This is a genomic window from Scandinavium lactucae (assembly GCF_033843265.1).
GTDB lineage: Bacteria > Pseudomonadota > Gammaproteobacteria > Enterobacterales > Enterobacteriaceae > Scandinavium > Scandinavium lactucae.
In genome coordinates this window covers 24,279-36,172 of record NZ_JAWXRD010000006.1, presented here as the reverse complement: position 1 = coordinate 36,172, position 11,894 = coordinate 24,279, and the positions used below count along the sequence as shown (strand labels likewise).

Sequence of the window (11,894 nt, the reverse complement as noted above, 5' to 3'; positions counted from 1 at the left end):
AATTTCAGTAAAAACACGAAGATATTCCCGCGCGGTCTGCTATGTTATGTCCTTATGTTATCTATAATTAAAATTACCTGCTCAAACGGAGATGGTTAATGACACATGCACATGAGGCGGTGAAAACCCGCCACAAGGAGACGACTCTCATTTTCCCGGTACTGGCACTGGCAGTGCTGGTGTTCTTTGGTAACAGCCAGTCACTGCCAGTGGTTATTGGGATCAACATCCTGGCCCTTATCGGTATTTTAAGTAGCGCTTTTAGCGTGGTTCGCCATGCAGACGTACTGGCCCACCGCCTCGGCGAGCCCTATGGCTCACTGATTTTAAGCCTCTCAGTCGTTATTCTTGAAGTGAGCCTCATTTCTGCGTTAATGGCCACTGGCGATGCGGCCCCGACTTTGATGCGTGACACCCTCTATTCGATCATCATGATTGTTACCGGCGGCCTGGTGGGCTTTTCGTTATTGATGGGCGGTCGCAAGTTTGCCACTCAGTACATGAATCTCTTTGGCATTAAACAATATCTGATTGCCCTGTTCCCACTGGCGATTATCGTGCTGGTGTTCCCGATGGCGCTGCCGGGTGGGAATTTCTCCACCGGACAGGCGCTGTTGGTTGCCCTGATCTCCGCCGCGATGTACGGCGTGTTCCTGCTGATTCAAACCAAAACGCACCAGAGCCTGTTCGTGTACGAGCATGAGGACGAGGCCGACGACGATGACCCGCATCATGGTAAACCCTCGGCGCACAGCAGCGTCTGGCATGCGGTGTGGCTGGTAATTCATCTGATTGCGGTCATCGCAGTGACGAAAATGAACGCCGGTCCGCTGGAGATGCTGCTCGGCACCATGAACGCTCCGGTGGCCTTTACCGGCTTCCTGATTGCGCTACTGATCCTCTCTCCTGAAGGTCTTGGGGCGCTACGTGCGGTGCTGAATAATCAGGTACAGCGCGCAATGAATCTCTTCTTTGGTTCGGTGCTGGCGACCATTTCTTTGACGGTGCCGGTGGTGACGCTCATTGCGTTTGCAACGGGCAATCATCTGGAGTTTGCGCTGGGTGCACCGGAAATGATTGTGATGGTGGCGTCTCTGGTGCTGTGCCAGCTCTCCTTCTCCACCGGACGCACCAATGTGCTTAACGGTTCTGCGCATCTGGCACTGTTTGTGGCGTATTTGATGACAATATTTGCCTGATAACAGCTGCCAGCAATGGCGTTATTGCAGATAGCTCTCCTTTGAATTGGGGAGCTATCTGAGCGTTATTCTTTCACTCCCTCGACACTATTTATTTTTATTTGAAAACGTGAAGCGCTTAGCAAATATCAGCGTGAACAGTCTAAAAACCAATTAACGCAACCTCAAAACAAAATATAATAATTGTCCACACCACCAACCTTCACTACTCTCACCTGCACACATTCATTATCAAGTCATCTCACCCTCAGTACGTTGATATTCACCAAAATAATATGAACAGGATTTTACATCTCTCTCCGCTTAGAAAATAAAGCTGTATTTCTGGGCCTGCACTTCTATTACTGGAGCGAATGAAATGAGTTCTCTTATTGAAAGCACCCAGCCATCTGATTCTGATTCATTACCTCTGATACAACGGATCAGTTATGGTGCGCTGGATGTCGCTGGCAACTTGCTGTACTGCTTTGGTTCAACCTACATTCTTTATTTTTACACGGATGTTGCAGGTATCAGCCTTGCTATTGCAGGGATAATTCTGCTGCTGGCACGTATCGTAGACGGCATTGATGCCCCTGTATGGGGAGTTATCATTGATAAGACGCGATCACGCTATGGTAAATGTCGCCCCTGGTTTTTATGGTTGCCGTTACCCTTTGCTGTATTTAGTGCACTTTCGTTCTGGTCACCCGATATTAGCATGACAGGAAAAGCCATCTATGCAGCCATATCTTACATGTTGGCCAGCATTCTTTTTACCGGTTTAAACACGCCACTGAGTGCAATATTACCCCTCATGACCCTCTCGCCAAAAGAGCGATTAATTCTGAATTCGTACCGCATGACGGGTGGACAAATCGGGGTGTTATTAATGAATGCCACGGCATTACCACTGGTTGCTTTTTTGGGCAATGGCAATGACAAAACCGGCTTTATTTATACTGCGATAACGTTCGCCGTAATATCCTGTGCGCTCACGCTTTTTGCCTTTAAAAATATTCGTGAATTAGATGCAGGAAAGATTCAGCAACAACCACGACTCCCAATGATAAAAAGTTTCTCGGCCATGAAGGGAAACTGGCCGTGGATCCTGATGGTGCTGGCGAACCTCATTTTCTGGATTGCCTTACAGCAACGGGCCACCACCATTGTTTACTATTTAACCTGGAACCTTGATCGTAAAGATCTGGTACCGCTCATCAACAGCCTCGCCACGTTGCAGATTTTATTCATCATCGCCATCCCCTTCTTTAGTAAATTTCTGAGCAAAACCTGGATATGGATAAGCGGTCTGCTGGTGGCTGCTTTCGGCGGGGTATTGATGTGGTTCGCGGCAGATAATATTCCTTTCCTCATCGCCGCCTGGGTGCTCGCCAATATCGGCAGCGGTATTGCCTGCTCAATGCCCTTCGCCATGCTCGGTTTTGCGGTCGATTACGGTAAATGGAGAACCGGTATCCGCGCCACGGGTGTCCTGATCGCTTTCGGCAGTACCTTCTGCATCAAAATGGGCAGCGGGATAGGTACGGCATTTGCGGCATGGATTATGAACAGTTTTGGCTATGTGCCTAATCATGCCCAGACCGCCGATAGCCTTACCGGCATTACCTGCGCCTTTATCTGGCTACCAGCACTCCTCTTTGCGCTGGCTGCGCTGCCTTTGCTCTTCTTTCGTCGGTATGAAGCGATGGAGAGCCGTATCCAGCAGGACCTGCTGTCTGACACTCACTGAAAATTTCCAACCCATCAATCACAATCGGAAGGAATACCTATGTCGTTTATCAAGCAAGATCCCCAGCGTTTGATCTGGCAATACAACGATCGCTATCTATGGATTGAAGCCTGGGGCGAAAATAGTCTGCGCGTTCGTAGTGGCCGTCATCTGCCGGTGATGCGAAATGAGCACTGGGCCTTAACGGAGGTTCCCGCCACCTCTGCGGCACAACTGACCTATGGCGATAAACACGTCACGCTGAAGAATGGAAAAATTACCGCGGTGGTTAATCAACAGGGGCAAGTCAGCTTCTGGCGCGATTCAGAGAGATGTTTGCTTCAGGAATTCTGGCGTCAGCGCGGCGAAATGGGTGAAGACGAATCCGCCCATGGGCAATATGTCAGCGCCCTGAATCTGGAAGGACGCGAATTCAAACCCATCCCCGGCGGCAAGTTCTCCATCAAAGCGCGTTTTGAGGCCAATGACGGCGAAAAATTATATGGGATGGGGCAATATCAACAGCCTAATCTGGATTTAAAAGGTTGCATGCTGGAGCTGGCCCAACGAAATTCTCAGGCGTCGGTCCCCTTCCTCTTATCGAGTCAAGGGTACGGCTTTTTATGGAATAACCCGGCAGTTGGCCGCGTCACTTTTGCCCAAAATGGAACGGAGTGGGAAGCGGCTGTCAGTGAACAGTTAGATTACTGGATAACCGCAGGGGATACCCCCGCTGAAATTAGCGAAGCCTACGCCCGGGTCACCGGTACACCCCCTATGATGCCGGAATACGCCATGGGGTTCTGGCAATGCAAACTGCGTTATCGTAATCAGGAAGAATTACTGACCGTTGCACGTGAATACAAGCGTCGCCAACTCCCTCTCTCTGTCATCGTCATTGATTTCTTTCACTGGCCGAACCAGGGCGACTGGATGTTTGACTCCCGCGACTGGCCCAACCTGGATGCCATGATTGCAGAGCTAAAAACGATGGGCATTGAACTGATGGTGTCGATTTGGCCGACAGTCGATAATCGCACCGACAGCTACAAAGAAATGAAACAAAACGGTTGGCTGGTCCATACCGAACGTGGTTTGCCCATCAATATGGATTTCCTCGGCAATACGACCTTTTTCGATGCCACAAATCCGGGGGCGAGGGAGTATGTCTGGGGCAAAGCAAAACGCCATTACTATGACAAAGGCGTGAAGCTGTTCTGGCTGGATGAAGCAGAGCCTGAATTCAGCGTCTACGACTATGATAACTATCGCTACCACGCCGGACCGGTACTGGAGGTTGGTAATATTTATCCACGCATGTATGCCAAAACGTTCTTTGACGGAATGAAAGCTGAAGGTGAGGAACAGGTGATCAATCTCCTGCGCTGCGCCTGGGCAGGCAGTCAGAAATACGGCGCGCTGGTCTGGTCCGGCGATATTCACTCCTCATTCCGCTCATTGCGCAACCAGTTGGCGGCGGGTCTGAATATGGGCATTGCGGGCATCCCATGGTGGACAACGGATATCGGCGGTTTTCACGGGGGCAACATCCACGATCCGAAATTCCATGAGCTGTTAATCCGCTGGTTCCAGTGGGGTGTTTTCAGCCCCGTAATGCGTCTACACGGGAATCGGGATCCACAGATACTGCCGGAACAACCTTATCGTGACGGCATTGCACAATGCCCAACCGGGGCACCCAATGAGGTCTGGAGCTACGGAAGTGAGGTTGAGGAGATTGTGACTGGCTGTCTGCAACTGCGCGAGACATTGAAACCTTATATCACCCAAATTATGCAGGAAACCCACAGTAAAAATACGCCCGTCATGCGAACGCTGTTCTTTGAGTTCCCGGATCAACCCATGAGCTGGAATATTACCGATCAATACTGTTTCGGACCGGATCTCTTGGTCGCGCCGATTCTGTATGAAGGCATTCGGGAGCGGGAGGTGTGGCTGCCTGAAGGGGAAACCTGGATTGATTTTTATAGCGGAGAGCGCTATGCGGGAGGCCAAACACGTTCTCACGCCGCACCGCTGAATCAGATCCCTGTTTTCATTAAGGAAAAAGGGAAATATCGTCACATACTGCCGATGTAAATCAGACGCCTTTGATGGCTTAAGCATCACCGGAGGGGAGTAAACTGCTTGAGTGTCTGCGCTGAGCACCATCAAGGATCCGAAAATGGCTGCGCATTTCCGGATCCTTTCAACGGCTTCTTACTTGCTGGTATCCAGCGGTTCGAAGTTCTTCACCAGGTCGTCAATGGCTTTGATCTGCTTCAGGAACGGTTCCAGTTTATCCAGCGGCAGCGCGGATGGACCATCGCATTTCGCGTTTTCTGGATCCGGATGCGCTTCAATGAACAGGCCGGCCAGGCCGGTAGCCATCCCGGCACGCGCCAGTTCGGTTACCTGACCACGGCGACCACTGGATGCGGCACCAAACGGGTCACGGCACTGCAGCGCATGGGTCACGTCGAAAATCACCGGAGAGTTGCCTGAAACGGCTTTCATCACGCTAAAGCCCAGCATGTCGACAATCAGATTGTCGTAGCCAAACTGCGTCCCACGGTCACACAAGATAACCTTGTCGTTCCCGCCTTCGGCGAATTTGTCGACGATATTACCCATTTGGCCAGGGCTTACGAACTGGGGTTTCTTCACGTTGATCACCGCCCCGGTTTTCGCCATCGCTTCGACCAGGTCGGTCTGACGGGCGAGGAATGCAGGCAGCTGGATAACGTCAACGACTTCGGCCACAGGCTGCGCCTGGTGCGCTTCGTGAACGTCAGTTATCAGTTTCACGCCGAAAGTCTGCTTCAGTTCCTGGAAAATCTTCATCCCTTCTTCGAGGCCCGGGCCACGATAGGATTTGATGGATGAGCGGTTGGCTTTATCAAAAGAGGCTTTGAACACGTAAGGAATGCCCAGCTTTTGGGTCACGGTCACATAGTGCTCACAGATACGCATCGCGAGGTCACGCGACTCGAGCACGTTCATACCACCGAACAGTACGAACGGCAGGTCGTTTGCGACGTTGATATCGCCAATGCTAACCACTTTTTGTTTCATAGGATCGCCTTATCAGGGGTTAATCGGATTCTTTCCGGATTAATGCAAGGTAATGTGTTTGTTCGCGATGTTGTTGATCTGCGCGCGAATAATTTCGCTGATCGGATCTTCCGGACACTGCTCGACGAAATAGCTCAAATCGCTGAGCGCCACGTGCTCGCACTCCAGCTGGGCGTAGATCAGGCCGCGATCGCGGATTTCATACGGATCTTCCGGATTGAACTGCAACAGCGCCTCGCTGACGCGCAGCGCCAGCTCCATCTGCCGCTCTTCCATCAGCGCAGATTTCAGGGTGTCGAGCAGCTTACGGATAACTTCGGCGTTGTCCGCTTCATCCAGGTCTTCGTTAAACAGTTCCGCCACCGGGCTGATATTGCCTTTCAGCCACACTTCGAGGGTGTGTTCATCAAGGGTATCGCCAGTAAACGGATTAATAAGCCACATTTCGCCGGTTTCAACGTCGGCACGCAGCAGCAGCTGGGTCGGGAAAATCACCGGCATCATTGGAATAGACAGGCTGCGGGCGACCCAGAGCATGATCGCCCCGAGCGAAACGGCGCTGCCTTCACGATTCTTCAGAACGGTATCGAGCCACAGCGCGTCGGAGAGACGGTAAATACCGTGCGCGGAACTGAAACCCCATTCGCCGTAGAACAGCTCAATCAGACGTTCCACCTGACGGGTTTCAGTCCACGAAGGGCTAATCTCTTCCCGTGCCAGACTCACCAGTTGCTCCAGCTCGTCGATTACATACTGGGCCTGGAAATCGTCACGGATCAGTTCAGAGATGAGGATCATGCCGTCGCACAAAGGTGCTTTGTTAAATTCAAAATCTGCTAATGACCTCATGACCTACCCCAACTGCGGGTTGCGCAATGGCAACCGGATAACTTCAAAATGATGCTAATAATAACGCTAAACGGGCTTTCAGTCAGCATTACGTCGTCCGACCGTTAGGCGCTCGTTGCCGCCATAGTCACGACAGGTTTCCACCTGCGTATAACCCGCCTGAAGATAGCGTTGACGCACCGCGTCGCCCTGCTTCCAGCCGTGTTCCAGCAGCATCCAGCCGCCGGGTGCTAAAAAGTGCCGCCCTTCACCAATGATGTGGGCCAAATCGGCCAGCCCTTCATCCGCCGCCACCAACGCGCTGAGCGGTTCAAAACGCACGTCACCTTCAGCGAGATGCGGGTCCTGTTCGTCTATATACGGCGGATTACTGACAATCATGTCGAATGTGCGGCCCGCCAGTGCGCTAAACCAATCGCTCTGAACAATCGTTACATTGTCGATGCCCAGACTGGTGGCGTTACATTGCGCCAGCGCAACGGCATCCGCAACAAAATCCACGGCGGTCACCCGGCAATCCTGGCGTTCGCTCGCCAGTGCCAGGGCGATCGCCCCGGTGCCGGTGCCTAAATCGAGGATATCGCAGGGCCTGGAAGGCAAACGCGCCAGCGCCTGTTCAACCAGACATTCGGTATCCGGGCGCGGGATAAGCGTGGCCGGCGAGACGGCCAGCGGCAATGACCAGAACTCACGCATGCCGACTAAATGCGCCACCGGTTCGCCATTGACCCGGCGGCTCAGCAGCGATTCCAGCCTGTCGCTTTGCTCGGCCGTTAAAGCCGTTTCATCAAAGGCCAGAATATAGGTCCGCGTTTTTCCGCTGACGTGACCAAGCAAAATCTCGGCATCGCGACGCGGGCTTTCACTCTGCGCCAGACGGGCAATCGCCTGCGTCAGCCACTGCTTAAAATTTATCATTCCTGATCGGACAATGCCGCCAGCTGATCGGCCTGATATTCCTGGACGATCGGTTCAATCAGCATATCGAGTTTGCCTTCCATCACCTCATCCAGACGGTACAGCGTCACGTTGATACGGTGGTCGGTCACGCGGCCCTGTGGGAAGTTGTAGGTGCGGTTGCGATCGCTGCGATCGCCGCTGCCCAGCAGGTTACGACGGGTTGAGGCTTCCGCCTGCTGGCGTTTCGCCACTTCGGCAGCACGAATACGCGCCCCAAGCACTGACAACGCTTTGGCTTTGTTTTTGTGCTGCGAACGTTCGTCCTGACACTCCACCACGATGCCGGTTGGCAGGTGAGTAATACGGATTGCGGAGTCGGTGGTGTTAACGTGCTGACCGCCCGCGCCCGAGGAGCGGAAGGTATCAATACGCAAGTCCGCCGGGTTGATGTCCGGCATTTCGGCTTCCGGCAGTTCTGGCATCACTGCCACGGTGCAGGCAGAGGTGTGAATACGCCCCTGCGATTCGGTGGCCGGGACACGCTGTACGCGATGACCGCCGGATTCAAACTTAAGACGCCCGTAAACGCCGTCACCGCTGATTTTGGCGATGACTTCTTTAAAGCCGCCGTGCTCGCCTTCGTTGGCGCTCATGATTTCTACCCGCCAGCGGCGAGATTCGGCGTAGCGGCTATACATGCGGAACAGATCGCCTGCAAACAGGGCGGCTTCATCGCCACCGGTTCCGGCGCGAACTTCGACAAACGCGCTGCGTTCATCATCCGGATCTTTCGGCAGTAACAGCACCTGAAGCTCTTGCTCCAGCTGTTCGCCTTTAGCTTTGGCGTCCTGCAACTCTTCCTGCGCCATATCGCGCATTTCAGGGTCGTCGAGCATCATCTGTGCCGTTTCAATATCTTCCTGCACCTGCTGCCAGTCGGTAAAACATTTCGCCACGTCGCTGAGTTGGGCGTACTCCCGCGACAGCGCGCGAAAACGATCCTGATCGGCGATGGTTCCGGCATCACCCAGCAGCGCCTGAACTTCTTCATGGCGCTCATGCAGTGCTTGCAGTTTGGCAACAATAGACGGCTTCATAGGCCTGGATTCATCCTGTAATGAGAATTTGAGAGAGCGGCGCTATTCCAGCCCGAGGCTGTCGCGCAGAATATTCAGGCGTTCATCATCCCCGTCACGGGCAGCCTGTTGAAGTGATTTCGTTGGGGTGTGGATCAGGCGATTGGTCAGCTTACGCGCCAGATCCTGCATTATGGCTTCGGCGTCGCCGCCTTGTTGCAGCGCGGCCAGCGCACGGGCGGTGAGTTCATCACGCACCTGGTCGGCCTGCGAGCGGTATTCACGAATGGTCTCGCTGACGCTTTGCGCGCGCAGCCAGGCCATAAATTCACTGGTTTCCTGTTCAACAATGGTTTCAGCCTGCTGAGCGGCGGCTTTGCGCTGCGCCAGGTTATGCTGAATGATGTTTTGCAGGTCGTCCACGCTGTACAAATAGGCGTTGGCGAGCTTGCCGACTTCCGGCTCAACATCGCGCGGGACGGCAATATCCACCAGCAGCATCGGCTGATTACGTCGCGCCTTCAGCGCGCGTTCAACCATTCCTTTACCGATGATCGGCAGCGGGCTGGCAGTGGAACTGATAATGATATCTGCCTCTTTCAGGCGATCATCGACATCACTCAGGGCAATGACTTCAGCTCCGACTTCATCCGCCAGCAGTTGCGCACGTTCGCGGGTGCGGTTGGCAATCAGCATTTTTTTGACGCGATGTTCACGCAAATGACGGGCCACCAGTTCGATGGTTTCGCCGGCACCGACCAGTAATACGGTGACCGACGACAGCGATTCAAAGATTTGCCGGGCCAGCGTACAGGCGGCGAACGCCACAGATACCGCGCTGGCACCAATATCGGTTTCGGTCCGTACTCGCTTGGCGACGGAGAAGGATTTCTGGAACATGCGTTCCAGGTCGCTGGCGTGCAAATGGCCGCGACTGGAGTCAGCGAAGGCTTTTTTTACCTGTCCCAGAATTTGCGGTTCACCGAGGATCAGTGAATCCAACCCGCTGGCCACACGCATTAAATGGCTGACCGCGTCATTATCCTGATGCCAGTAAAGGCTATTGCGCAGGTCTTCTTCATTGAGCTGGTGATAATCGCACAGCCAACGGATCAGTGACTCCTGCAAATTACCCTGTTCTTCAACGCTGAGATAAAGTTCGGTCCGGTTACACGTCGACAGCACGACTCCGCCCTGCACCATTGGCTGGGAAAGCAAACTTTCCAGCGCCTTGTCGAGCGTATCCGGCGAAAACGTAACACGTTCTCGCAGCGCGACCGGAGCGGTTTTGTGGTTAATGCCTAGTGCCAGGAGCGTCATGAATGCAGGAGTAGTACCAGCGTTGATAAGGTTAGTCTCAGCGCATCATACAGGATGCGCAAGGTCAATAAAAGGGAGGCCCCCCTTTCGGAGTAATCGGTAATATTATGATTTGGGACAACTTGAACGTAGACGCTGCCCGCAGGCGGCGCTAGCATTGACGGTTATAACTGCAACGTATCTCAAGGATTTTTATGAACCTGACCCGTGTATTACGCCTGATGCCCCTGGCCGCGTTGGTACTGACCGCCTGTACCATTAACGCCCCGAAGGGCCCGGGCAAAAGCCCAGATTCTCCACAGTGGCAACAGCATCAGCAGGAAGTGCGTCAGTTAAGCCAGTATCAGACCCGTGGCGCGTTTGCTTTCCTGAATGATGAGCAAAAAGTCTATGCCCGCTTCTTCTGGCAGCAGACCGGGAAAGATAACTACCGTCTGCTGCTGACCAACCCGCTCGGCAGCACTGAGCTGTCGTTGACCGCGACGCCGGGCAGCGCGACGCTGGTGGATAATAAAGGTCAGTCGTACACCTCCACCGATGCTGAAGAGATGATTGGCAAACTGACCGGAATGCCTATCCCGCTCAACAGCCTGCGCCAGTGGATCCTCGGCCTGCCGGGCGATGCCACCGACTACAAACTTGACGACCAGGCGCGCCTGAGCGAGCTGAACTACACCCAGAACGGCAAAACCTGGAAAGTGGTGTACAGCGGTTATGACAGCAAGAGCAAACCGTCCCTGCCGTCAAATATGGAGCTGACCGAAGGCAGCGAGCGCATCAAACTGAAAATGGATAGCTGGATCGTTAAATGAGTACCCGTTGGCCTTCCCCGGCAAAACTGAATCTTTTTCTTTATATCACCGGCCAGCGCCCTGATGGTTATCACACGTTGCAGACGCTGTTTCAGTTTGTTGATTACGGCGACACGATAACCATCGATGTGCGGGCGGACGGCGAGCTGCACCTGCTGACGCCGGTAACAGGTGTCGCGGATGAAGAGAATCTGATCGTGCGCGCCGCGCGTCTGTTGATGAAGACTGCGGCGAACAGTGGTCGCCTGCCGCAGGGCGCGGGCGCAGACATAAGCATCGACAAGCGTTTGCCGATGGGCGGCGGGCTGGGCGGTGGCTCTTCAAATGCAGCCACCGTGCTGGTGGCACTGAATCATCTGTGGCGCTGCGGGCTGTCAGTGGATGAACTGGCGACATTAGGTCTGACGCTCGGGGCCGATGTGCCGGTGTTTGTTCGCGGTCATGCCGCCTTCGCCGAAGGGGTGGGAGAAGTGTTGACCCCGGTCACCGTCCCGGAAAAATGGTACCTGGTCGCGCACCCCGGCGAGAGTATCCCGACCCCGGTCATCTTCAACGATCCCGAATTGCCCAGAAATTCACCGCGCAGGTCAATTGAAACGTTACTAAAATGTGAATTCAGCAACGATTGCGAGGTTATCGCAAGAAAACGTTTTCGTAAGGTTGATGCAGCGCTTTCCTGGCTGTTAGAATACGCCCCGTCGCGCCTGACTGGCACCGGGGCCTGTGTGTTTGCTGAATTTGACACCGAATCCGCTGCCCGCCAGGTGCTTGAGCAAGCCCCGGAATGGCTGCAGGGCTTTATTGCCCGCGGTGTGAACATCTCACCGTTAATGCACGCTTTGAAGGAGCAGACTGAGTTTCGGTGACAACGTCACCCCGTTCCAGACGTTGCATCGTGCTCATTAATACACCGCCTGGATGAAATGCGCCTGGCCCGCACAGTTTTTGGCCC

The 11,894-nt window shown here is 53.8% G+C and carries 10 protein-coding genes; 5 read left to right on the top strand and 5 right to left on the bottom strand.

The features are described 5' to 3' along the window. Nucleotides 1–98 precede the first annotated feature (98 nt). The 3 genes from chaA to SIK69_RS06830 all read left to right on the top strand — a co-directional run bounded on the left by chaA (nucleotide 99) and on the right by SIK69_RS06830 (nucleotide 5,010). Nucleotides 99–1,199, top strand: a complete 1,101-nt coding sequence (chaA, locus tag SIK69_RS06840; protein ID WP_319627558.1) for a sodium-potassium/proton antiporter ChaA — start codon at nucleotides 99–101, stop codon at nucleotides 1,197–1,199. Between the two features lie 358 nt (nucleotides 1,200–1,557). Then, entirely contained in the window at nucleotides 1,558–2,931 is a 1,374-nt protein-coding gene (locus SIK69_RS06835) for an MFS transporter (protein WP_319627559.1), read from the top strand. A gap of 39 nt (nucleotides 2,932–2,970) precedes the next feature. Further along, nucleotides 2,971–5,010, top strand: a complete 2,040-nt coding sequence (locus SIK69_RS06830; RefSeq protein ID WP_319785706.1) for a glycoside hydrolase family 31 protein — start codon at nucleotides 2,971–2,973, stop codon at nucleotides 5,008–5,010. Nucleotides 5,011–5,130: 120 nt separating this feature from the next. On the opposite strand, the gene kdsA is transcribed toward SIK69_RS06830, so the two are convergent. The 5 genes from kdsA to hemA all read right to left on the bottom strand — a co-directional run bounded on the left by kdsA (nucleotide 5,131) and on the right by hemA (nucleotide 10,130). Then, entirely contained in the window at nucleotides 5,131–5,985 is an 855-nt protein-coding gene (gene kdsA / locus SIK69_RS06825) for a 3-deoxy-8-phosphooctulonate synthase (RefSeq protein ID WP_319627561.1), read from the bottom strand. A 39-nt stretch (nucleotides 5,986–6,024) separates the two neighbouring features. Further along, the gene (gene sirB1 / locus SIK69_RS06820; protein WP_319627562.1) at nucleotides 6,025–6,834 is read right to left on the bottom strand and encodes an invasion regulator SirB1; all 810 of its coding nucleotides are present in this window, start codon (nucleotides 6,832–6,834) and stop codon (nucleotides 6,025–6,027) included. Nucleotides 6,835–6,912: 78 nt separating this feature from the next. Further along, the gene (gene prmC, locus SIK69_RS06815) at nucleotides 6,913–7,749 is read right to left on the bottom strand and encodes a peptide chain release factor N(5)-glutamine methyltransferase (RefSeq protein WP_319627601.1); all 837 of its coding nucleotides are present in this window, start codon (nucleotides 7,747–7,749) and stop codon (nucleotides 6,913–6,915) included. Next, a complete protein-coding gene (prfA, locus tag SIK69_RS06810) occupies nucleotides 7,749–8,831 on the bottom strand; it encodes a peptide chain release factor 1 (RefSeq protein WP_319627563.1) in 1,083 nt (360 codons plus the stop codon). Before prfA ends, prmC begins: the two co-directional genes overlap by 1 nt. A 42-nt stretch (nucleotides 8,832–8,873) precedes the next feature. After that, complete coding sequence (gene hemA, locus SIK69_RS06805) at nucleotides 8,874–10,130, bottom strand: glutamyl-tRNA reductase (RefSeq protein ID WP_319627564.1); 1,257 nt, start codon at nucleotides 10,128–10,130, stop codon at nucleotides 8,874–8,876. 194 nt (nucleotides 10,131–10,324) lie between these two features. On the opposite strand from hemA, the gene lolB reads away from it, so the two are divergent. Together lolB and ispE are read left to right on the top strand one after the other, a co-directional pair. Continuing rightward, complete coding sequence (lolB, locus tag SIK69_RS06800) at nucleotides 10,325–10,942, top strand: lipoprotein insertase outer membrane protein LolB (protein WP_319785705.1); 618 nt, start codon at nucleotides 10,325–10,327, stop codon at nucleotides 10,940–10,942. After that, on the top strand, nucleotides 10,939–11,808 hold the full coding sequence (gene ispE, locus SIK69_RS06795) for a 4-(cytidine 5'-diphospho)-2-C-methyl-D-erythritol kinase (protein ID WP_319785704.1): 870 nt from the start codon (nucleotides 10,939–10,941) through the stop codon (nucleotides 11,806–11,808). Before lolB ends, ispE begins: the two co-directional genes overlap by 4 nt. Nucleotides 11,809–11,894: the final 86 nt, after the last annotated feature.

What these genes read in the sequence shown, in the direction of transcription:
- prfA (WP_319627563.1), bottom strand. Translation starts at nt 8,831, where the DNA reads ATGAAGCCGTCTATTGTTGCCAAACTGCAAGCACTGCATGAGCGCCAT.
- SIK69_RS06835 (WP_319627559.1), top strand. Translation starts at nt 1,558, where the DNA reads ATGAGTTCTCTTATTGAAAGCACCCAGCCATCTGATTCTGATTCATTA.
- SIK69_RS06830 (WP_319785706.1), top strand. Translation starts at nt 2,971, where the DNA reads ATGTCGTTTATCAAGCAAGATCCCCAGCGTTTGATCTGGCAATACAAC.
- hemA (WP_319627564.1), bottom strand. Translation starts at nt 10,130, where the DNA reads ATGACGCTCCTGGCACTAGGCATTAACCACAAAACCGCTCCGGTCGCG.
- lolB (WP_319785705.1), top strand. Translation starts at nt 10,325, where the DNA reads ATGAACCTGACCCGTGTATTACGCCTGATGCCCCTGGCCGCGTTGGTA.
- chaA (WP_319627558.1), top strand. Translation starts at nt 99, where the DNA reads ATGACACATGCACATGAGGCGGTGAAAACCCGCCACAAGGAGACGACT.
- kdsA (WP_319627561.1), bottom strand. Translation starts at nt 5,985, where the DNA reads ATGAAACAAAAAGTGGTTAGCATTGGCGATATCAACGTCGCAAACGAC.
- ispE (WP_319785704.1), top strand. Translation starts at nt 10,939, where the DNA reads ATGAGTACCCGTTGGCCTTCCCCGGCAAAACTGAATCTTTTTCTTTAT.
- sirB1 (WP_319627562.1), bottom strand. Translation starts at nt 6,834, where the DNA reads ATGAGGTCATTAGCAGATTTTGAATTTAACAAAGCACCTTTGTGCGAC.